This is a genomic window from Enhygromyxa salina, assembly GCF_002994635.1.
In the GTDB taxonomy this organism is placed as follows: domain Bacteria; phylum Myxococcota_A; class Polyangia; order Nannocystales; family Nannocystaceae; genus Plesiocystis; species Plesiocystis salina_B.
The window spans coordinates 17,883-40,258 of record NZ_PVNL01000039.1 but is presented as its reverse complement, the minus strand read 5'-3'; the positions used below and the strand labels follow the sequence as shown (position 1 = coordinate 40,258).

General features: G+C 67.9%; 17 protein-coding genes. 8 read left to right on the top strand and 9 right to left on the bottom strand.

Annotated elements, in window-relative coordinates:
- Positions 1-23 precede the first annotated feature (23 nt).
- Positions 24-1,106, top strand: coding sequence for a tRNA dihydrouridine synthase (locus ENSA7_RS08335; protein WP_146157467.1), 1,083 nt, complete (start codon positions 24-26; stop codon positions 1,104-1,106).
- On the opposite strand, the gene ENSA7_RS08330 is transcribed toward ENSA7_RS08335, so the two are convergent.
- Entirely contained in the window at positions 1,019-2,569 is a 1,551-nt protein-coding gene (locus ENSA7_RS08330) for a CapA family protein (RefSeq protein WP_181233455.1), read from the bottom strand. The two genes, ENSA7_RS08335 and ENSA7_RS08330, sit on opposite strands and share 88 nt — an antisense overlap.
- Positions 2,570-2,677: 108 nt before the next feature.
- On the opposite strand from ENSA7_RS08330, the gene ENSA7_RS43355 reads away from it, so the two are divergent.
- The 3 genes from ENSA7_RS43355 (at position 2,678) to ENSA7_RS08315 (ending at position 4,493) form a co-directional block, all read left to right on the top strand.
- The gene (locus tag ENSA7_RS43355; protein ID WP_181233453.1) at positions 2,678-3,139 is read left to right on the top strand and encodes a hypothetical protein; all 462 of its coding nucleotides are present in this window, start codon (positions 2,678-2,680) and stop codon (positions 3,137-3,139) included.
- 136 nt (positions 3,140-3,275) lie between these two features.
- Positions 3,276-3,890 (top strand): hypothetical protein, encoded by a 615-nt coding sequence (locus ENSA7_RS08320; RefSeq protein WP_146157466.1) that lies wholly within the window; start codon positions 3,276-3,278, stop codon positions 3,888-3,890.
- Positions 3,891-3,953: 63 nt separating this feature from the next.
- Entirely contained in the window at positions 3,954-4,493 is a 540-nt protein-coding gene (locus ENSA7_RS08315; RefSeq protein ID WP_106088682.1) for an SRPBCC domain-containing protein, read from the top strand.
- Between the two features lie 8 nt (positions 4,494-4,501).
- Here ENSA7_RS08315 and ENSA7_RS08310 read toward each other — a convergent pair whose 3' ends face one another.
- The 7 genes from ENSA7_RS08310 to ENSA7_RS08280 all read right to left on the bottom strand — a co-directional run bounded on the left by ENSA7_RS08310 (position 4,502) and on the right by ENSA7_RS08280 (position 14,726).
- On the bottom strand, positions 4,502-5,653 hold the full coding sequence (locus tag ENSA7_RS08310; protein WP_181233451.1) for a VWA domain-containing protein: 1,152 nt from the start codon (positions 5,651-5,653) through the stop codon (positions 4,502-4,504).
- Between the two features lie 284 nt (positions 5,654-5,937).
- Positions 5,938-7,353: a CotH kinase family protein gene (locus ENSA7_RS08305; RefSeq protein ID WP_181233449.1), complete on the bottom strand. Its 1,416-nt coding sequence runs from the start codon at positions 7,351-7,353 to the stop codon at positions 5,938-5,940.
- 178 nt (positions 7,354-7,531) lie between these two features.
- Positions 7,532-9,214 (bottom strand): DUF2330 domain-containing protein, encoded by a 1,683-nt coding sequence (locus tag ENSA7_RS08300; RefSeq protein ID WP_106088679.1) that lies wholly within the window; start codon positions 9,212-9,214, stop codon positions 7,532-7,534.
- A 47-nt stretch (positions 9,215-9,261) separates the two neighbouring features.
- Positions 9,262-10,185, bottom strand: a complete 924-nt coding sequence (locus tag ENSA7_RS08295; protein ID WP_146157465.1) for a hypothetical protein — start codon at positions 10,183-10,185, stop codon at positions 9,262-9,264.
- 19 nt (positions 10,186-10,204) lie between these two features.
- Complete coding sequence (locus ENSA7_RS43350) at positions 10,205-12,964, bottom strand: putative glycosyltransferase family protein (RefSeq protein WP_181233447.1); 2,760 nt, start codon at positions 12,962-12,964, stop codon at positions 10,205-10,207.
- Positions 12,961-13,593, bottom strand: coding sequence for a class I SAM-dependent methyltransferase (locus tag ENSA7_RS08285; RefSeq protein ID WP_106088677.1), 633 nt, complete (start codon positions 13,591-13,593; stop codon positions 12,961-12,963). The genes ENSA7_RS43350 and ENSA7_RS08285 overlap by 4 nt, the downstream gene beginning before the upstream one ends.
- Before the next feature lie 5 nt (positions 13,594-13,598).
- Entirely contained in the window at positions 13,599-14,726 is a 1,128-nt protein-coding gene (locus tag ENSA7_RS08280; protein ID WP_106088676.1) for a glycosyltransferase family 2 protein, read from the bottom strand.
- A 105-nt stretch (positions 14,727-14,831) separates the two neighbouring features.
- Between ENSA7_RS08280 and ENSA7_RS08275 the strand changes: the two genes are divergently transcribed.
- From ENSA7_RS08275 to ENSA7_RS08260, 4 genes are all read left to right on the top strand, one after another.
- Positions 14,832-16,535, top strand: a complete 1,704-nt coding sequence (locus ENSA7_RS08275; RefSeq protein WP_106088675.1) for a DUF8728 domain-containing protein — start codon at positions 14,832-14,834, stop codon at positions 16,533-16,535.
- Positions 16,532-18,661 (top strand): glycosyltransferase 87 family protein, encoded by a 2,130-nt coding sequence (locus ENSA7_RS08270; RefSeq protein WP_106088674.1) that lies wholly within the window; start codon positions 16,532-16,534, stop codon positions 18,659-18,661. Before ENSA7_RS08275 ends, ENSA7_RS08270 begins: the two co-directional genes overlap by 4 nt.
- A gap of 55 nt (positions 18,662-18,716) precedes the next feature.
- Entirely contained in the window at positions 18,717-20,072 is a 1,356-nt protein-coding gene (locus tag ENSA7_RS08265) for a Vgb family protein (protein WP_106088673.1), read from the top strand.
- Between the two features lie 400 nt (positions 20,073-20,472).
- Positions 20,473-20,706: a helix-turn-helix domain-containing protein gene (locus tag ENSA7_RS08260; RefSeq protein ID WP_181233445.1), complete on the top strand. Its 234-nt coding sequence runs from the start codon at positions 20,473-20,475 to the stop codon at positions 20,704-20,706.
- A gap of 84 nt (positions 20,707-20,790) precedes the next feature.
- On the opposite strand, the gene ENSA7_RS08255 is transcribed toward ENSA7_RS08260, so the two are convergent.
- Complete coding sequence (locus ENSA7_RS08255) at positions 20,791-22,203, bottom strand: CotH kinase family protein (protein ID WP_106088671.1); 1,413 nt, start codon at positions 22,201-22,203, stop codon at positions 20,791-20,793.
- Positions 22,204-22,376: the final 173 nt, after the last annotated feature.

Below are 22,376 nucleotides of genomic sequence, written 5' to 3'. Positions count from 1 at the left end.
AAACGCCGAATTGGCCGAGAAAATTGGCTAGTTTCAAAATCGAGCACCCGATCGCCCGGCGCCCCGATGCACCGGGTCTGTTCCTCGCGCTCGCGCCGATGGACGGGGTCACCGACGGCAGCTATCGCGAGGTCCTGACCGCGATGTTCGGCGGTCGGTCCGGCATCAGCGTGTGCGTGTCCGAATTCGTGCGGGTGCTGCGGCAACCGGTCACCGAGGCGGTGTTCCTGCGCCACTGCCCCGAACTCGCGCGCGGCGGCAGCACCCGCGCGGGCGTGCCGGTGTTCGTGCAGCTGCTCGGCAGCGATCCCGCATGGATGGCGGAAGCCGCAGCGCGAGCGGTCGCGCTCGGGGCACCGGGCATCGATCTCAACTTCGGGTGCCCCGCCAAGACCGTCAACAACTCCGACGGCGGCGCGACCTTGCTCAAGCAGCCGTGCCGCGTCGAGCAAGTCACCCACGCGGTCCGAGCTGCGGTGCCGGCCTCGATCCCCGTCACGGTCAAGGTTCGCGTGGGCTGGGACGACGCGGCGCCCATGGTCGACATCGCGATGGCGGCCGAGCAGGGTGGGGCGACGTGGCTGACGATCCACGGCCGCACCCGCACGCAGCTCTACAAGCCGCCGGTCGACTGGCACGCGATCGGCCGCGCACGCGAGGCGGTCTCGATGCCCGTCGTCGCCAACGGGGATCTGTTCAGCGTCAGCGCGCTGCAGCGCTGCGCCGAGGTCAGCGGGTGCTCGGCGTTCATGATCGGCCGCGGGGCCATGGGTCGGCCAGAGCTGTTCGTGCAAGCGCGGACAGGAAGCGATCGTGAGTCGCTCAGCCGCGCGGACATGCAGCAGCTGTTGCTGCGCTACGTCGCCCAGCTACTGGCCGACGGCGCGGGCCAGCACGCCACGCTCGGCCGGCTCAAGCAGTGGCTGCGCATGGGCGGGTTGCTGCGCGCCGACATGGCGCAGTGGTTCGACGACATCAAGCGGCTGCAGACCCTGGCCGAAGCCGAGGCCACGCTCACTCAGGCCCCGCAGGTCGCCAAGCTGTCGAGCCGCAAGTCCTCGCTGCCTTCGATCTCCACGAAGGCGCCGCCGAGCCCCCGAGCTTGATCGATCACGCGCTTGCGGACCTGCTTGCCCAGACCCCCCGTCGCCGCGGTCGGGTGCGGATACGGCGAGCGCTTCACGTACGCGGGGTGAAACACGACGTCGCCCAGGCACGGCTTGTCGCCCGCCACCCACTTGGCTCGCAGGACCCCGGTCAGGCGCGGGATCCCGCCCGTGTTCTCGAACAAGAAGTTCCCGAGTGAGTAGGCGATCAGCCCGCCCTGGTGCTGCTCGATCCCCTGCAGCACGTGCGGGTGGTGCCCGATCAGCATGTCGACGCCACCTTCGATCAGCGCGTGCGCGACCTTTTGTTGCTTGCCGCTGGGCTGCTCGGCGTACTCGTCGCCCCAGTGGACCACGACGATCATTAGATCGTGCGCGGCGCGGGCCTGCTCGACGAGCGGCAACAATTTCTCGGGCATGTCGCCGGCCTCGATGTAGGGAACCTGCGGCTTGTCTGGCGTCGGCGTGTCGGTGCTGACGGGCGTGTTGATCCGGTTGGTGACCGAGATGAACCCGATCCGCCAGCCCTGGGTCTCGAAGCTCTCGACCCGATAGAGCGGCGCTTCGGTCCGGCTCGCGCCGATCGCAAAGATCCCCGCGTCCGCCAGCACCTTGGGGCTCTGCAGCTGGCCTTCTACGCGCAGGTCGTAGTAGTGATTGTTGGCCAGCGACATGACCGAGAACCCGGCGTCGGTGAGCCCTTGCACGTCCTCGCGGCCGCCGCCAAACCGAATCGAGCTGCCGATCGGCGAGCTCTCCGGCCGCACCTCCACGACCGGGGTCTCGAGGTTGCCGACCAGCACATCGCTGCGCAGCTGGGTCTCGAGCTCGGCAAACGGCCCAGCGAGCGGCAGCTTCTCCGTGACCTTGTCGGGCTCGACGATCGCGTCGAACCGGTTGTCCTCGCGGTAGCGGCCAAAGATCACGTCGCCCACGAACGTGAATTCGAGCTCGGGAGCCCGGACCTCGCGCGCGCCGACCTGCTCGTCTTTTGGGTACGCGCGGCTGCACTGATCCAGCAACCACGGGAACTCGCTGTCGCGATCTTTGAGCAGCAGCGTCACGCACACCGCCGCGGCCACGCTGGTGTCGCGGATGCAACCCTCGAGGTCACGCTCGCGGGTCTGCTGCATCTGGGCCATGCGAGCGGCGCGTTGCTCCGGATCGCCCTCGACGGAGATGTAGAAGGTCGCGGCCTCGCCCAGCATCGCCTCACAGGCCGTGCGCGCGTCGGCGGGGAGCTCGTTGGGCATGCGGGGATCGACGCGCTGCTTGAGCTCGCGCGCCTGTCGGTCCCAGTCTGGTTGATCGTCGACGCCGCGCGGATCGTTGTTGCCCACGCGGGTCTGCAGCTCGCTGCCGGGGCGCCTGCGGCTGTCGGGCTTGTTGTCGCGGATGCACCCACCAGCGGCGAGGGTCAGGGCCAGCGCGGCGCACAGTCCGAGGAATGATCGGCGGAACATCCGGCGCAGAGTACCGGGTTTTGCGATCTCAACCGAACTCTGGCCAGTTTGGTCATCTGTGGACCGGGCGCGGCGGCCGGTCCGCCACAAACGATCTAGGATCCATGCGTGGAGCTCGTCCCTCACTACGTAGACAGCGAGCAGGCGGTGGGCTGCGTGGGGCCCGTGGTGATTCGAATCATCGCGTCGGCGCCCACCGAAATCACCGACATCGACGACCTGGTCGGGCTGGTCGACGATACGTTCCAGCGGTGGTCCGCGGTCGGGATCTGGGTGGTCGCCCACCATGGCGCGCCGGTTCCCGACAGCTCGGTGCGCCGCTACGTCGCCGACCGTCTGCAGCCCTACAACGATCACCTCACCATGGTCTGCTCGATGCTCGGCCTCGGGTTCTGGGCATCGGCGGCCTCGGGGGCGTCGACCGGGATCGGCGTGTTGCTCGGCGTCGACCTACAGATGACGACCAGCGTCGCCGTCGGGGCCGAGCGCATGTGCAGGGAGCTGGTCGGCCTCGATCCCGCCCGACTGGTCGCTGCCCATGATGATCTCATGCAGCGGATCACCGCTTAGACCCCCATGAACGGGTTGTATCGGCGATTGAGCAGTTATCGTGGGTCGCGGTTTCCTGCCGTCGCGCCGCGTGGGATGATCCGGCATGACCTACGAACTCGATGTTCCCTCCGCGTCGCGTGCTCGCTGGCCGCTCGTGACACTCGTTGCCAGCCTGCCGCTGCTGGGCTGCGGTCCCGGTGACATCGGCGACGGCGGGCCGTTCAGGATCACGAGCGTCGACTTCGACGGCGACGCGACGATCACGTTGACCTTCAGCCGGCCCGTGGCGAACGTTGACGAGATCGACCCCAACGACTTTCGGATCAGCGTCGCTCAGACCTACTCGGTGACCTACACCGATCCGCAGTACGGGAGCTACACCTACGAGGGCAGCTTCTACGCCGACATCGGCACGTTCGACTACGGCTCTCAGTACTCGTACTCGCGCTTCGAGATCCTGTCTGCGACGCTTGCGGCCGACAATCAGATCAGGCTCGAGGGTGAGTTCTCGTTTGGCAGCAACGTGTGTCAACAGCTCGCCGATGTCGAGCAGCAGCTCGAGATGTACCAGGCTCAGTATCCTGGCTCGAAGGCTGATCTCGGGATGTTCTTGCATTACGCTGCGGGGGACATTCCGGTGCTGAGCGAGAAGGATGAGACGATCGCCGATATTGGTGCGCAGTGGGTGGTGACGCAGGAGCTCTACATGTCGAACGAGGCGTATGGGTTTCCGAACTTGCAGCCGAAGCTCGAGATCCCTTGCCCGTAGCCGGGTCGAGAGGCACGCCCCGTCTCAGTCGTCCTCTGGACCATACGCGCCAGCCATTTGCGCATGCACCTCGTTCGCAGCTGGATCGCCGTCACCCTCGCATGGCTCGTCGCCGGGTGTGCCTACGACCCGGCCGGAGATCGCAAGATCCCACAGCCGCCGAAGGTCATCGAGTGGACTCACCAGGCCCACTTCGACGCGCCACCCGAGCAAGTCTGGGCCGTGCTCGTCGACTTCGACAGCTACACCGACTGGAACCCATGGGTCGTGTGGGCCTCGGGTCCCGCGGTGCTTGGTGGCCGCGTGGACATCACCTACACGCTCGGGGACAAGCCCCGCGACATGTGGCATCGGGTCGTTCACGTCGACGCGCCCCACCGGTTTTGCTGGCGCGACGCCGGACCGACCACGGGCTTCGCTACGGGCATGCGCTGTCGAGAGCTGGTCACCGACGGGCACGGCGGCACGGACTTTCGTGTGGTGCTCACGATCGGCGGTGCGTTCCGCAAGACCGTGCAGACACGCTACGGCGCGCGACTCGAGACCTCGTTGGTGAACGAGACCACGGCGCTCGGCGAAGAGGTCGCGCGTCGAGCTCGATGACGAACCCCTCAGCGCGGCTCCGGGCACCCGAACACGAACTGCAGGTCCATGATCTGCCCAGACTGCATCAGCTCGCAGGGCGGCCCATAGAACGTCACCTGGTTGCTCTCAGCCTCATAGTCCCACCCGTCGTCGTGTCCGAGATCCCGCAGGATCTCGACATCATTGATAAACACAAACAGCTTGTCGGGATCCGGCGGCACGACATCCAGAACGAACGAGCAAGACAGCACGCTCCCGGCAATGTCGGCGAACGCGTCGACCAGCGACTGGGCATTGCCCGCCTGGTAGTACATCTGATCCCCCATGAGCGCGGTGCCGCCGGCCTCGGCCATCTCGTTGAGCTCGGCGACGTCGACACCGTCGCCAAACCCGACCACGAAGGTCTTGATCGGCGGATCTTGCTCGAGCAGCTCAGCCACCATCGGCACCGGGTCGTCACAGCTCGACTGCCCGTCGGTGATCAGCAACACATAGTTGGGCCGCCCAAGATCCGCGAGGCCCGAGTAGTCCTGCAAGACCTCCAGGGTCTCGGCGGTGGGGGTACCCAGGCTGCAGGTGTCGGCGTCGTTCAGCGCGCTGGTGATCGCGGTCGCGGTCGCGGGCCCAACGTCGACGGCGATCACGCCCGGACCGCAGCTCTTCCCGTCGTCGCAGTCCGGATCCAGGCCGGGGTAGAGCATCAGCCCAAAGAACACCTCGTCGGCGTAGTCGGTCACGACCTGCTCGATCGCAGCCTTGGCGAGCATCCACTTGGTGCCCTCGTCACCGACCTTTTGGTCCATGCTGCCCGAGCGATCCTGAACGATCAGTACATTGGGCGGGATCGCGGTGGCGGTGTATACCTCGCCGCCGCAACCCATGCCGTCGTCGGTGCCTTGCTCGGGCACGCAGGTGCCGTTCTCGCAGGTCTCGTCGTCGACGCAATTCGAGCTGTCTTCACACGGCCCGCCGGGCAGGTTGGGAGTGCAGGCACCACCTTGGCAGAGCTCACCCGGGGCGCACTCGCTGTTGGAGGCGCACGAGGGACCCTCCGTGCTCTCGCCCCCGCTCGAGGCGAGGGTGTTGATCGCGTCCTCGTCGTTCGAGCCGGCCGGGCTGGTGCCGCAGCCCGGCGACGCACACAGCACGATCAGGGCCGTGAACAGCCCGCCGGGCAACCCGCGAGCTTTGGCGACGGGGGCGAGCGAGGCGGCGCGAGGCGTTGCACCACATGTTCCTCGACCAGGGATGGCTGGCGAGACGTTTATCCAGGTGTTCATTCGTACTCTCGTGATCCAGTGTATTTGTGATCTTGGCCAAGACAAATTGATGCGGACCTCGAGGCGAAGCTCATCGGGGAAACTGGGCGCTGGGCCGGCGGAGTCGCGGGTAATCGCGCGAAACTCCGCTATTGTGGACACCGGCAATTAATGCCGGTTCAGTCGCTGCTTGATCCGGGTTGTCAGGGCGATTCGCAGTAGCCGTCGCCGTCGTCGACGCCGCCGTTGTTCCAGCACTCGAGCCACGCCTCGAGGAACTCGAAGCGGGCCTGGACATAAATGTGGAGGTCCTCGACCTCGTCGAGATACTTCTCGTTCGACCAGGGCTTGTTTTGGTCCTGCTCGACGGCGGACTGGATCTGCGCGGTCCAGGTGTCGATGCGCTCGTGCATCTTGTCGGGCGTGTAGCCGTGGTGGACGATCTCGTCGATTAGCTCGATGTAGGCGCTGAACCACATCGGGTCTTCGAGCGCGATGTCATAGAACGGACGGCCGTGGCTGGTCCACTTCTCCCACACGATCGGGTCGGGGTTCTCGGGGTACTCGCCGTCAGGCGGGTCATTGAAGCGCTCGAAGGTGTTGTCGAGGTCCCAGGGCAGCAGAAAGAATTTTCCGCCGATCGGCTCATCATATAGATAGAAGTTGAGCCCGCCCGCCCACATGCCGTCAGAGTTGGGGATCACAGCTTCGGCGGCGAACACCCGCAGGGCCTGCTCGATGTCGAGATAGGTGAACAGCTCCTCGGAGCCCTCGGCGTCCTTCAGATCCTCGAGGCGATCGTCGTTGCTGCTGTCGGTGTTGGTCTTGAGCTGCCAGTTGGCGCGCTTCCACAGGTCGCCGGTCGGGTCGTCGAACACGCGCTCGAGGAACACCTCGTCGAGCTTCTCGACGTTGGTGAAGAGTCCGTAGTACTCGCCGTTGACGTCGACGCGGGCATGGTTGGCGCAGGGGGCGTCGACCCCAACGTCGCGCATGAAGGCGAGCGAGAGCCGGTCGCGGAGCATGTGCCGATTGTAGGTGGCGGCCTCGAGGACCAGCCGCTTGATGCCCAGAAAGTTGCCGTTGTCGTCGTTGGTGTGAAACCCGATCTGAAACTGCATCTTGTCGCCGGGGATCGGGTCCCAGTGGGTCGCGTTGCCGCGCAGCCGAATCTCGGCGTTCTGGATCACGATGTCGCCATACTGAAAGGCGGCGAGCGGGTGGTAATTCTTGGGGTTCCCGCCCATGTCCTCGATCTCCTGGCCGTGGTTCCACTCATAGATCAGGAGGTCCCAGACGACGGGGTCGATCGTGAGGTTGAATGTCGGCAGCAGATCTTGCGCATAGATCGCGTGACAGCCCTCTTCGTCCGGCGGAGGCATGTCGTCACCAGGAGGATCCGGGAGGCCGCCGTCGTCGGTCTCGCCGCTCTCGTCGGTGGTGCCGGGCTCCGGGTCACTGGTGTCGGTCTCGACGGGATGAGGCTCGGCGCCAGTGGTCAGGGAATCTTCGGTGGTGGCGTCCGTCGTCGAGACGCCCCCGAAGCTGGTGGGGTCGGACTGCGTGTCTCGAGCACCAGAGCACGCCAGGCTCGATCCCAGCGCGATTGCGACAGACATTGGGGTAAGACACTTCGCCATGGTCCACGCTCTGACGGGTGTCTAGCAGGCCTGCACCACTTGGCTGCGTTCTGCCGGCTCGGATCGTCCGATCGTCCGCCATCCGCACTGTTCGTAGCTCGCGGCGCACCACGGCGAAGCTGCCGCCACGCCAGCGTGCGGGCGAAGCTGGACTGGGTCATGAGCGACGGCCGCGGCGGCGACGCGTGACGCCGAGGAGCCCGAGCAGACCGAGGAGCCCCAGGCCGAGGGCTCCACCACCGCCGGGCTGAGTCGTGCAATGGGCACAGCCGCCATCGTTGGTACTATTGGCACCATTGGTGCCGGCCTTGTTGCCACCACCGCGGGGATCGGGGAGGGCAGCGCGGATCGGGCCTGCGGGGATTCGGCCGACCTCGGCCTCGATTTGTGCGGCGCCGGGTTTGGTCACGAAGTTGGCGAGCGAGCCGCCGCGCTCGGCGAACGCGAGGTCACGCGCGACCTGGGGCTGGGCGCTCGCACCCTGGGCGGCGGCGTCATCCCAGGGGCCACCCCAGACGCCGCGCTGGGGGTTGTCACACTTGATCGGCCCGGTCCACTCGTGGCGAATGATGTAGCGGGCCTGGAAATTATTGTACCCGCCCTGGTCCTGGACCGCGCCGCGCTCGAGCTGGCCGTCTTGCTGCATGAACTCGCGGCCACCGACGATCGCGGGCGCGGCTTGAAACACCAGATCTTCACCGAGCGAGCGCTGGTCGTAGCGGGCGTGGAGGCGGGTGAGCACGAATTCGCTGGGGACCGACCACTCGTAGCCGCTGGGCACGGCTTGCTGCGCGAAGGCCTGCTCGTAGCTGGGCAGCACGTCGACGCCGAGGGTCACGAGCTCGGACAGGGTCAGGGCTGGCTCGGGGCACGGGTCACAGCTGCCGGCCGACCACGAGTACTCGGTGATCACCGCTTTGGGGTTGTTGTTGAGGGTGTGATCGAACAGCGAGGCATAGAACTGGCCAAAGCGCTCGCGGACCGCGTCCTTGACGTCGATGTTGGTCGGGATCGTGACATTGTCGTAATTGGCCAGCTCGTAGCGGGTGTTGCGGGCGAGCACGTGAACCAGCAGATCTTGCGGGCCCTGGGCGTTGATCAGCCCCAGCCGAACCGGCAGCGCGAACTCGGGGGAGTCATAGTGAAACCGCAGGGGCGACAGCTTGGCCATGCCCTGGGCGTCGAATTTGACCTTTTTCGCGTTGACCTTGGCGACGAAGAACTTGCTGCCGCTCTGGACATAGGGCTCGAGCAGCGGCTGCGCGCCCGCGGGAATGTTGTACTTCTCTTGCCGCAGCCAGGTGTCGAGGCCGGTCGACTCTTTGGCGGACAGGATCACGACCTCGTACTCGCCGACCTCGAACTGGGCCTCGACCGTCACGCCGTGGTCTTCGGGGGCGCCGCCGCCCGCTTCGGCCATGTTGAAGTCCGCGGCGCCCGATGGCATGGCCGATGGGTAGACCATCTGGGGCATGCAGGGATCTTGCTCCCAGTATTCGACCAACCGCGGGGCCGCGAGCTTGTCGACGCGATCGAAGATCTCGGCCGGCAACACCTTGACGTCGTCCTCGCCGAGCACGACCGGGACCGGGATCACCATGGCGAAGTCCTGCGGCGGGCCCTGGTAGTTGTTGGCCATCGACAGCACCGTGCGGGTCCCGTCGCGCATCAACACGACCATGGTCGCGTTGTTGTAGAGCTTGGCGTCGGCCCCGGCGACGTAGAACCCACAGAACGCCTCGGCCTCGCGCGGGCTCGAGAGCGTGACAGTGGCGGCGGCGGCGATCAGGACGACGCCGAGACCCAGCTTGCGGAGGACTCCAACGGTGGCGGTGGACATGGTGCTCGATCGACCGCGCGCAGAGGCAGGCGGCCGCGAGCATCGTACTACTCGGCGCCGTCGAGCACGAGATCGACGCAGCGCTCGACGAAGCCGCGGTTGGGCGCGTAGCCCTGGTCACCGCTGTTGAGCACGCGCACGACCAGCGCGCCAACGAGCATGGTCTTGATCGCCTCGATGTCCGACTCGCTGGCGAACGGGTAGTCGTCGCGCTCGCGCCGGAGCACCTGCTCGAGCGCGGTCGTGCCCGCGCTGATCTGCTGGGGAGTCGGGGCGGTGGTCTGGTTGGCGAAGCTGGTCGAGACCGAGTCGAGCGCGGCGATCAGCTCGTCGCGCAGCGAGTCGTCGGGCGCGGTCGTGAAGCTCAGGCGGTTCTCGACGAGCGCGTCGATGGACATGCCGGCGAACGACGTCTGCGCAGACTTCAAGATGAACGAGCCGCTGTACTGCATGACCTTGGCGATCAGCTCGTCGACGGCGGTGTTGGCCATGGCCAGCTCGACCAGCTCGTCGAGGACGTCGGCGAGGTCACCCAGGATCTCGCGGATCACGACCTCGAGCGGGGCGAGGTTGTCTTTGATCAGGGCCTGGCCCGACTCGGCCTGCAGCCGCTCGGACACCAGCTGCAGCACGCGCATGGTGAAGTAGGCGTCGTCGAGCAGACCGAGCAGGCCGAGCTCGTTGGGGATCAGGTCGTCGGGCTCGTCCCAGTAGGCGACCGCGGAGCGGATCACCTGGGCCATGGTGGCCTCGACGGGGGTCCCCTGCGAGGAGGCCGAGGCCGCCGACAGGTGATCGGGCACGCTGCGGACGTAGCCCTCGAACAGCTCGATCGCCTCGCGCCGCTGCTTGTGCCCGAGCGCCAGCCCGCGCTCGGCCGCGCGATCTTGCAGGTAGTTGGCGAGGTGGCCCTCCTTCGCCTCGATGGCGAGGGCGGTCTCGATCATTTGATTGATGCTGGAGGTGTCCATCGAGGTGGTCCCCAGATTATTAGCGCCTGGGGTGGGCTTGGTCCACCGAGCTGTCGGGGACCGCCCCCAGCTCGAGGTTGATCCCCAGCCGAGGCAGCCGCTTGCCGTCGGTCTGATCCGTGATCCGCAAGTACACCGGGAGGTACGAGAGCGCCCCCGTGCTCGCGCTGAACTCGATCCGCTTGGCGTCGTGGGGAACGGTGAGCTCCTCGAGCACCAGCCACTGCGACTCGGGGTGGCCGGTCCAGCGGATCTCCAGGCGTAGATTATGTTGGGCCCAGCGGCCACCAGTCTGGGCTTGATCGTCGTCGATGCCGACCCAGCCGCTGATCGTCTCGGGCACGCGCTCGAGCTCGAGCTCGATCACGGCCGGCTTGCGCGGTCGCGGGCGCATGATCACGGCCGGGCGGATCAGCATCTCGGTCTTGACGGGGCCGGGCTCGACGCGGGAGGTGGTTGCGGCCCCGGCCTCGACCCAGCCGAGCAGCTCGTCGGCCTCGTCCTGCGCGGCCAGCTGCCAGCGGGCGTAGGCCAGGCCCATGATCGCGGGGATCAGGACCATGACGGTGAGCGGGTGGATGAGCCGAACCAGGCTGGCCTGGATCTGCGCGAGGCGTGCGCTCGGGCCGGGCCGCGTCGTGATCAGGGCCAGGCCAACGGCGACCCAGGCGAGCAGCGAGAGCAGCTCGGCGAGCCACTCGACTCCGTTGCGCTCGAGGTAGCGCAGCTCGAGGATCGCGTCGGTGGTGCCCGCGGGCAGCTCGGCGGCGATCAGCGTGGGCTCGCTGCCGTCGTCGCCGGCCGCCTTGCCGCCGCGCAGCTGACCCGCCCGTCGGGCGTCGAGGCTGATCGGCGCGGCGTCGCCGTGCACGGGTTGCTCGAACCACTCGAGCGCTTGCCCGTCGAGCGTGAGCTGCCAGCGCGGGTACCCGGCGACGCCAAACACGACGCGGGCGCCAGGCTCGACGTCGCGAACCCGGACCCGCACGAGCCCGCCGCGGAGATCCGCGTGGAGCACATCGAGCTGGCCGGCGCCTTCGAGCCAGGCGAGCGACCGGGGCTGACCGCGGTGGGCCTTGACGAAGATGTTGCCAAACCGGGCGACCTCGTTGGCGCGCGCTTGCCCGCGCCGTCGATCGCGGCCGACGACCCAGCGCACGCCGAGCTTGTCGAGCAGCTCGCGGTCGGCCGACTCGGGCTTGTGCACGAAGTTGTCGCCGGGCGTGAAGCCGATCTTGTACTGCGGCGTGGCGGTCCACACGGGCGCGTCCATGAACACGTGGCTGTTGCGCTGGTCGCGAACCGCGATCCGGTAGTCGTGCTCGCGTGCGTCCCACTGCGCGCGGGCCCACTGCAAGAACGCCTGATAGTCGGCGTCGAACTCGGGGTTGTTGGGGACGCGCTGGGTCTGGACCTCGCCGACCTCGTGCTTGGTCAGGCTCGCGCGGACGTCGTCGATCAGCCACAGGCACGCGGCGACGGAGATCGGGGCGAGCAAGATCGCGGCTCCAACCGCGAGCTGGCTGGGGACCGCGCGCGACCTGAACACTGGCCAGTGAAGCCGCTCGCGCTCGATGAACAGCCGCCGGGCCCAGCCGGCCGGGGCGACGCTCGCCAGCCCTGCGCACAGGTACAGACCCGGCTTCGCGCCGATCAAGAACCGTTGATACTGAATGTGGGTAAAGCCCTCGCTGAAGCGATCCAGGCGCAGCTGCCAGAACGCGTCGGAGCTGGCGAGCAGCCACTGAACCAGGGTGAACAGCGCGACGAAGCGGGCGACCCGACCGGCGCCGAGGCCCGCGAGCGCGATCCCGGCGAGCGCGACGAACCCGACCGCGGCCGGCATCCGCTGGGCCCAGCGGCCGTCTTCGGCCAGCCAGCTGGCCATGGTCTCGAAGCTTGCGAACAGCCACCCGTAGCTCGCCATCCAGGCCTTGTGCTGGAGCATGGGCACCCACCACCAGGCGGCCAGCAGCGCGGCGCCGATGCCCGCGAGCGCGCAGCGGGCCAGGCCCACGCGCCAGCTGACGGGGGCGCGGGGGATCAGCGTGATGATCAACAGCAGCCCGCCGATGCCCAGGGTCGGCAGCACGATCGGGTGGGCCAGCAGCGCGGCGCCGAACCACAGCCCGGCCCACAGGCTCGCGCGCAGGCCCTGGTTTTCCGTGACGGGCTCGGGGTCGAATTCGGCGAGCGCCTGCGTGGACCGCCAGCCGAGCGCGCGCGCGAGCTCGCCGAGGCCCAGCCACGCGAGGCTGGTCGCGAGCGCCTGCGGCCAGACCCCGAAGTAGACCGTGTACATCCAGCCGCCCTCGCGGGTGAAGCCGGCGTCGGCGAGCATCAACAGGGCCGCGATCAGGCCCGGCCACGCGCCAAATCCGAACAGTCGACCGATCCGGATCAAGACCAGGCCCTGGATCGCAAACACCAGATAAAAGCCCAGCGCGTAGGCGGACGGCCAGTCCAGGGCCCCGAGGCCGAGCGCGTGGATCAGCATGATCAGCAGGTCGCCGAGCGGCGGGTACAGATCGCCGAGCGGAAACCCGAAGAACCATGTTGGCTCCCAGCCCGAGAGCGCGCCCGTGGTCGTGAAGCGCTGAGCGGTGAGCACGATCCGGGTCAGGTGCACGGTGTGGTCGGCCGACAGCGGCATGACCCCGGTGGGGACCGGCCACAGCAGCCAGCCCGCGAACGCCATCACGATCAGCGCCGGAACCAGGGCGCGGAGGATCGCCGCGGCGCGGTCTGGGTTCGACGGATCGGGGCGGGGCTCGGTCATGCGTGGGCCAGCGCCAGCGGCTCGCCGAGGATCACCGTCCACGGCAACGGCGTGCGGACCTCGAGCAGCCGCAGCTGGGTCGCCGCGAGCGCCTGCAGCTCGCGCCGCGAGAAGTGCTGAATGTGTCCGGGGGTGTTGCCGAGCGCGCGCAGGTACTTGCCGCGGGCCATGTTCATCGCGCGCCAGACCGGCTCTTGCGGGGTCGACAGCAACACGCGCTCGCGCGCGACCCGGCTGATCTGCGCGAGCCCGCGGGCGGGATCCTCGAGGTGCTCGAGCACCTCGCAGCAGACCACGATGTCGAAGCTGCCCGGCTCGAACGGCAGGTCGTAGATCGACGCGACCTGGGTCTCGATCCGGGGGTCGAGCTCGGCGCTGATCGTGTCCAGCGAGACGTCGGTGGCCAGGTAGCGGCTCGGGGCCCTGGCGTTGCGGATCAGCTGGGTCGCGAGCTTGCCCTCGCCGCAGCCGACCTCGAGCACGGTCTTGCCACCGGGCTGGGCGTGCACGAACAGCTCGGTGACGGCGTTGAGGAACCCGGTGACCAGCATCCGGGCGATCGGGTTGCGCGAGGCGTACTTGTCTTCGAAGTTGCCGACGACGTTGTTGGGATCCGCGTGGGTGGCCATGGCGGTCAGGGGCGTGGACGGCTGGGCGGGTCGGGCTGCCAGACGGCGGCGCCTGTGCTGTGGATGCCTTCGATCGGGCTCCCTCGCCGTCGTCGCTCGCTGGACAGCTCGGCGTCGAGCCGCCGCACGCGGGCGAGCAGCTCCTCGTTGAGCCGGCGGTTCGCGGCCAGCAGATCACCGAGGTAGGCCATGAGCCCGACCACGAACCCGAGCACGACCGCGCCCACGCCGATCTGCAAGCTCTGAATGTGACCCGAGACGTCGGGCTCGAGCATGTAGAAGTAGAAGAAGCGCCCGCCCAGCGCCGCGCCCAGCAGGACCAGGAACGCGGCCATGAACCCAAACGTCTGCAGCGGCCAGTACATGCCGTAGGCGCGGAGGATCACCAGCCCGTTGCGGCGCAGGTACTCGGGGATCGACGAGAACAGCCGCGACTCGCGGGTCTGGGGGTTGGTCTCGATCTTGACGTTGTCGACCACGAGCCCGGCCTTGCCGGCCTGGATCATGGTCTCGAGCGTGTACGTGAAGCTGTTGTGGACGAACAGGGTCGAGACCGCCTTGCGGTTCATCGCCCGGAACCCCGAGGTCGAGTCGGTGACCGAGACGCCCGAGGCCCGCCGGACCAGGGCCGAGCCCCAGCGCTGCAGGACCCGCTTGAGCCAGGAGAAGTGGGCGATCGTGTCGGTCTGGCGATCGCCCACGGTGATGTCGGCGCGGCCCTCGAGCACGGGCGCGACCAGCCGGGCGATGTCGTCTCCGCGGTACTGGTTGTCGGCGTCGGTGTTGACGACGAGGTCGGCGCCGAGCCGCAGGCACGCGTCGAGCCCCGCGGTGTGGGCCGCGGCCAGGCCCCGGTTGCGAGGGAAGCGGACGATGTGGTGGACGCCGAGCTCGATCGCCAGCTCGCGGGTGCCGTCGCTGCTGCCGTCGTCGATCACCAGGACCTCGATCTGGGCGACGCCGGGGATCGAGCGGGGCAGATCCGCGAAGGTCCCCGGCAGGTGCTCGCGCTCGTTGAGGCAGGGGATCTGAATGATGAGCTTGGGACCCTCGAGCGTGGCGCCCTGCTGGGGCGCCTGTGCACCGGGCGCGGGCGCGGGGGCCAGCGTTGGCTCGGTCGTCAGCTCGGTCATGGGTGCGTTCATCGAACTTGCGCCTGTTGCGCTGCGGACTCGCGTTCAGGCCCTCACCGCGAGGACTCGCGGTGAGAGCTTGAACCGCTACCATGCCGAGCACGCATGCGCGAGGGCGACGAGGCTCGAACCGGGGTCAAACAGCCAAGCCCGGGATCCAAGCTCCCGGCCCGGCTGCTGGCCGTGGGCATCGGCGCTGGGTTCTTGCTGCACCTGCGCGAGTGGTCGTTCGTGTGCGACGACGCGTTCATCAGCTTTCGCTACGCTCGCAACCTCGGGCAGCACGGGGCGCTGGTCTACAACCTCGCGCCCTTCGAGCGGGTCGAGGGCTACACGAATTTGCTGTGGGTGCTGATGCTCGGGCTCGGCGACGCGCTCGGGGTCCGGGCCGAGACGCTGGCGCCCGTGCTGACGGCGGTGGCCTCGCTCGCGGGGTTGCTGTTGGTCGCGCTGATCAGCGCGCAGCTGCGGCGCCGATTTGGTCCGGCCAGGCGTGGCGCCCAGTTGGGCCCGAGCTCGGACACGGACGAGCTCGAGTATGCCGACCTGCTCGCCCCGGCCCTGCTCGCGACGCTGCCAGAGTTCGTGGTCTGGGGCAGCAGCGGGCTCGAGACCAGCGTCGCGCTGAGCCTGGGCCTGGCGGCGATCTGGCTGTGGCTCGGCGGGCGGATCGAGCTCGCCGCGGTCGCGGCGTGCCTGGCCGGGCTCACGCGGCTCGACGCGCTGGTGTGGATCGCCGCGTTCGGTCTGGGGTGGTTGAGCGTGGTCGGCCTCGAGCGCGGGCCCAGGCAGATCCCGTGGCGGCGCGTGCTGATCGGCTCGGCGCTGTTCGTGGTCCCCCTGGTGATCCAGCTGATCGCGCGCAAGAGCTACTACGGCGAGTGGCTGCCCAACACCTGGGCGGTCAAGCACCACGGGGCTGGACTGCGCGAGTTCTACGGGGTCGGCTACCTGAAATTTTGGGCGGATCGCGTCGACCTGGTGTGGCTGATCCCGGCGGCGCTGTTGCTGCGGCCGCGTCACCTGCCGCTGGTGCTCCCGATCGCCGTCCAGCTGGGGTGGGCGTGGTCGATCGGCGGCGACTTCATGGCCTACGGGCGGTTCTTGCTCCCCGCCACCACGCTGACGCTGCTGCTGCTGGGTCTGGTTCTGGGTGAGGCACGCGATCAGCTGCGTCTGCGCGGGTGGCTGTCGCTGGTCTGGGCCGAGCTGGTCTGGGCCGGGGTCGCGCTCGCGCTCATGGTTGGCTACGCCCGGCAGATCCCGGCGCGGATCCAAGAAGATCGCGAGCACGCGTTCTTGCACATCGACTACGAGGATCCCAAGCAGACCCCGGGCTTCGAGGGCGTCGACGCGATGCACCGGTTCGCCGCGGTTCGCTACGCGGCCGGTCTGGCGTTTCGCGCCAGCGTCCCGGCCGACACGCGGATCACGGTGGGCGCCGCGGGGGCGCTGCCCTACGCGTCGGAGCTGCCGGCCTTCGACAGCTACGGGCTCGTGGATCCGGGCGTGGTCGCGGTCGCCGAACCCAAGACCAAGGGGGCGCGACCGGGTCACCAGCTGCAGGCGCCGCTCGACTACATGCTGCGCGCGCACCAGCCGGATCTGCTGTGTCACATTGGCTACGCGGGCACCCGCCCACCCTCGCGCGCCGCGGCCCGCCGGCTGCGTGGCGTGAGGGGCTGGACCGGCTGGGCCTGCGTCGAGACCGGCGCGATCCCAGATCCGCGCGCCGAAGCGGGTGAGCTGCCCAGCCATCACTACTGCTGCGCGCGCCCGCGTGGCCGGTTCGAGGAGCTCGACGAGTGAGCGCCGACGCAGCCGCAGCGACGCGACCGGTGGTGTGGATGCGCCGCGTGGTCACCGGCTTGTCGCTGGTCTGGGTGCTGGTGATCGCGATCGTGTTCGCCTGCCGGATCGGGTTTCCGCTCGAGCTCGAGTGGATGGAGGGCGGCAGCTTGCAGCAGGCGTGGCGCGTGCAACACGGCCTGCCGGTCTACGGCCCGCCCAGCCCGGACTTCGTGCCGTTCTTGTACACCCCGCTGTACCCGGCCCTGGTCGCGCTGCTCGGGGTCGTGTTCCCGCTGGGTTACGTGCTGGCGCGGGCGGTCTCGATTTGTGCCGTGATCGCGACAGGCGTCGCGCTGTGGCGGCTGTGTCGGATCGAGGCCAAGCCCAGCGCGCACGGCTGGCTGGCGATCGGGCTGTTCTTGTCGGGCTACGTGTTTTGTTTTCGCTGGCTGGACATCGCCCGCGGTGACGCGCTGTTCCTGGCCCTGCTGCTCTGGGGCCTGGTGCTGCTGCGCGAGTCCGAAGGCAGCCTCGAGCGGGCCGCGCTCGCGGGGGTCTTGGTCGCGCTGGCCTTCTGGACCAAGCAGACCGCGGCGGTGTTCGTGGTGATCTCGGGCGTGGCTGGACTGCTGATCGCCCCGCGCCAGCTGTGGGCCTACGCGGGCACGATCGCGCTGATCGACGGCGGCGGCGTGTTGCTTGGCCAGTGGCTGACGGACGGCTGGCTGTGGACGTGGATCTACGAGATGCACCAGGGCCACGCGTTCAACGACGAGCGGTTCTGGTCCAAGACCTGGGGCATGTTCCTGCACGCCGAGCCGTTCGCGGCGGGCCTGTGCGCGGTGTTGCTCGGTCTCGGGGTGAGCGTGGTGATCCGTCGCGCGATGCGGCTGGGTCGCGACGCGCTCGGGCTCCGCACGCTGTGGCAGGGCCTGCGCGCGAGCCGAGGCACGATCTACTGGGGTGCGATGGCGGCGGGCGGCCTGCTGGTGAGCGCGCTCGGCTACTCGACTCAGTTCGCGGAGCCCAACGCGTTCATCCCCGGGGTGTGCCTGTGCGCGGCGTTCTTGGCCGTCGCGCTGCCGCACGCGAATGCCGAGCGGGCCGAGTGGGCCAAGTGGGCCGAGCTGGTCGGGCTCACCCTCGTCGCCCTCCAGCTGGGCTTCGCGCTCGCGGTCGAGCCGATGTACCAGCCGATCCAGACCAACGGCGTTCGCGTCGGCCTGCGCCACAGCTACGCGTGGCAGGATCCCTGGCGAACCATTCCGACCGGGCGCCAGCGCGCCAACGCCCGCGGGCTGCGAACCACGATCGAAGCCATGGACGGCGCCAGCTTGCTGGCCCTGCACCGACCGTGGTGGCCGATCATGGCCGGCGGCGCGGGACATGTCGGAGCCATGGGCATCACCGACGTCACGGCCGAGCAGCGCACGCAGCTGCAGCAGGCGATCCGCGATCGAGTCGCCTCGGGACAGATCCAGGCGGTGTGGATCGACGGCAGCGTGCCGGGCTGGCTCACGCGGGAGCTGTCGGGCTGGACGGTCCACGAGCGCCGCTGGGGCGGCCAGCGGGTCCGTCCGCTCAGCGGCTGGATGTCCGAGGCGGGCATGGTCACGGCCTGGCGCGGCGAGCAGCTGTTGCTCGCGCCGCCGCGACCACGCGAGGTCCCGGAGGGCGTGGAGGTGATCGCCGACTTCGAAGACGGGACCCTCGACGGCTTCGAGCAGGTCTCCGGTACAGCGTTCGGTCACGGCTCGGTGCGCAGCTTCTCGCGCAAGCTGCCGCCGCTCGGACCTCACGGCGGGACTCGGCTGCTGTCGAGCGCGGCCTCGCGCAAGCTGCTGGAAGCGCGCGGCGAGCTGCGCTCTCCCCCGTTCGTGCTGCCCGAGGGCGGCGCCGTCGAGCTCTCGCTGGGGACCACGGGTCGGCGCAAGCGGCTGGCCGCCAAGCTGGTCAGCGACGACGGCCGCAGCGTCAGCTTGAAGCTACCCAAGACCCGCCTGGATCTTCGCCCGGTGCGTTGGGTCGTGCCGAGTGAGTGGGCTGGTGTGCAGGTTCGGCTGCACGTGGTCGACGATGATCCAAAGGCCGCGCTGCTCGTCGATGATCTATGGGTGTGGGAGGTCGCGCCGCCGGGTCGGTGATCCTGCTATCCTTCCGCGCGTAGCGGCGCGCCTGGGCGCCCGGTAGAGAGACGAGATGCGAGACATGCAAAAGACGATCATTGCCGTGTTGGGTGCCAGCGTGGTTCTAGGCTGCGGCGGCGACGGTGCCCGCTCCGACGGCTCCGAGTCCGGCGCGACCGGGATCAGCTCGTTCACCTTCAGCGATACTGGCAGCGCGAGCGCGAGCATGTCTGGTGACGGCGACGGCGACGGCGACCACGGCGACGGCGACGGCGACCCCGGCAGCGCCGACGGCGGCCCGCCCAAATTCGACACCAGCGTGATCCCGGACAGCGGCACCAGCTGCGGCGGCGGGGGTGCCAACGATTTCGAGTTTTCCTACCTGTGGGCCGCCAACAGCCAGCAAGGCACGATCTCGAAGATCGACACCAAGACCGTGACCGAGGTCGGTCGCTATATCGTCCGCCCCGACAGCGCCGGCTCGCCCTCGCGCACCTCGGTCAGTCTCAGCGGGCACGTGGCGGTCGCCAATCGCAACGGCGGCGTCACCAAGGTCTACGCCGACCAACAATTTTGCCAGGAGAGCAACGGCACCCCGGGCATCCAGACCTCGAACAGCGCGGCCTACCTGCCGTGGGGCCAAGACGAGTGCATCGCGTGGCACAAGCCCATGGCCTACGCCTCGCAGCGCCCGGTCGCGTGGGGGCTCGGGCAGTTCAACCAGGGCACGTGCCAGTACGAAGACGAAGAGCTGTGGACCGCGGGCACCAATCAAAACGGCGTCATCGACATCTACGTACTCGACGGTGACGACGGCACGACCAAAGAAATGATCTCGGTGCCAACCGGCGGCAACGGTCTTTCCAACGACGGCAACGGGATCACCTACGGGATCTACGGCGGGGCCGTCGACGGCAACGGTGACTTTTGGGGCTCGCAGCTGGGCGGCAACGCGCGGATCATCCGGGTCAATCGCGCCGACATGACCTGGCAGACCTGGGCGGCGCCGGCGGGCCCGTGGTGGTACGGCATGACCGTCGACGCCGACGGCATGGTCTGGCTGTGCAGCGCCACGGTCGGCCGCTTCGATCCGCAGACACAGACGTGGGCCACCGCGCAAGCCGGCGGCTCGTCCGGGTGCATGGCGGACGCGAGTGACAACGGCCTGCTGTGGATGGCCAGCGGGTCGGGCATCGTCGGCGTCAACCGCGACACCCTGCAGGTCGAGAAAAACTGGAACACCGGCGGCTCCTACGGGATCAGCATCGACTTCGAGGGCTACGTGTGGGCGGTCGCGTTCGGCAACAACGCGCACAAGGTCGACCCCGACACCGGGCAGTTCACCACCTACGGCGGCCTGGTCGGCGCGTACACCTACTCCGACATGACAGGCTACGCGCTGAGCAACGTCGGCATCCCCAACGGCTGATTTGCGAGCTCACCCCGGGCACGCCTGCCGGCGCCGCCCGATTTGGGCAGCTTGGTGGCCGATCACGAGGCTGGGTTCGTGAGTTAGCCATCGCGTAGGCCTGCACCTACCCAATCGATGTGTCGGGCTGACCCCACCGATCGGTGTGGGGATGGCCCCGACCGGGGTCGTGGGTGCATGAACATACCCAGCTGATATGCCGGCTCGACTCGCGCATACCCAATCGTTTGTTGGGGCGGTGCCTCGACCGGTGATGGGTACCCCACACATTTCGCGACACGACCTGGCAAATGTGTCTGATCTATCCGCGCGGTTGCTCGCTCCAAAAGTCGCGACAACTGCGCCAGCATGAGATGTGGACAGCAGCGAGCGAACCCGGCCTCGGCCTTCGGAGGTGGAATTGGGCCGCCACCTCCGCGATCTACGGCTCGCGCTGAACCTCGAGATCGAGCAGCTCACCGAGCGCTGTCGGCTGGACGCCGAGGTGATCCACGCGCTCGAGCGTGGCGAGCACCCGGCGGACCTCGACACGCTGACGGAGCTCGCGGGCGGGCTCGGGATCCCGTTGCACATGATCTTCACGATGTGGGAGGCGCAGGCGCTGGAGGACTCGGGCGGTGACGAGACCGAGTGACTCAGCCGCCTCCATCGACCGGCTCAGGGACGACGCCCTCGACCGACGAGTCGGGGCCGTCGTCCTGGCCGGATCGTAGATTTGCTACGGTTCCTCGCAGAACCCGTCCCCGTCGTTGACGCCGCCGTCCTGCCAGCACTCGAGCCAGTCCTCGAGCCACTCGGCGCGCTGCTGCACGTACCAATGCAGCAGTTCGACATGCTCGAGGTAGACCTCGTTCGAGTAGGGCTTGTTGGTGTCCGCCAGCACGGCCTCCTGGATCTGTGCCGTGTAGGTGTCGATCAGCTCGTGCAGGTCATCGGGCTGGTAGCCCTCCTCGAACACCTCGCCGATCATCTGGATGTAGTACTGGAACCACATCGAGTCCTCGAGCGCGAGCTCGTAGATCGGGCGACCGTGGCTGGTCCACTTCTCCCACACGACCGGGTCGGGGTTATGGGGGTACTCGCCGTTTTGCTTGTCGTGAAACCGCTCGAAGGTGTTGTCGAGGTCCCAGGTCAGCATCATGAATTTGCCGCTAATCGGCTCATCGTAAAAATAGTAGTTGAGCCCGCCGGCCCACATGCCGTCGGAGAAGGGCAGCACGGACTCGGCGGCGAACACCCGCAGCGCCTGCTCGAGGTCGAGGTAGGTGTACAGCTCCTCGGGCGTCTCTGCGTCGTTGAGCGCCTCGATCCGGTCGTCGTTGGCGGTGTCGAGGTTGGTCTTGAGCTCCCAGTTGGTCCGGTACCACAGGTCACCGGTCGGATCGTCAAACCTGCGCTCGAGGAAGGTCTCGTCGAGCTTCTCGATGTTGGTGAAGATCCCGTAGTACTCGCCGTTGACGAAGATCCGGGCATTGTTCGCGCACGGGGCCACGATCCCGACGCTGCGCATGATCCTGAGCGCGAGGCGGTCGCGCAGAAGGTGCCGATTGGCGGTGGCAGCGTCAAACGCGAGGCGCTTGAGGCCGAGGAATCGGCCGTTCTCGTCGTTCGTGTGAAAGCCGATCTGAAACTGCATCTTGTCGTCGGGGATTGGGTCCCACCAGGTGGTGTTGCCACGCAGCCGGATCTCGGCGTTGTAGATCGCGATGTCCTCGTACTCGAACACCGTGATCGGGTGGTAGATCTTGGGGTTGCCGCCGTCGTCGTCAATGTCCGCGCCGTTGTTCCACTCGTACTGAAGCTGCTCCCACACGACCGGCTCGAGGGTGAGATTGAAGGTTGGCAGCAGATCTTGGGCATACAGCCCGTGGCAGCCGTCGTCGTCGGGCGGCGGGAGCTGCTCGTTGGGATCGGGTGGGGGCCCCGGGTCGGGTGGCAGGTCGAGGATCTCGATCGAGGGGTCCAGGTCTAGCCGGATCTCGGGGTCGCCGCCGTCGGTCGTGTCACCGGTGTCAATTGCGGCGCCGCCGTCGGTCGAGTCCGCGGCGCCGGTATCCGAGACTGATGCGAATGCGGTGGTGTCCGATGCGTTCGTGCTATCTGTGCAAGCCAGGGTCGCTGCGAGCGACAATATGATTAGAGAACGACTGACACATTGTATCATGTTGTATCCTCCGGGCTACTGTATAGCAGACATCTGCGAGGCAGCAGCAGACCGGCGCTGCTCACAACATTGCCCCCGCGAGCTGAGGCTCGCGCGAGATCCGCGGGGCTTGTCGCCCTACCAGATAGTAGTTATGGATG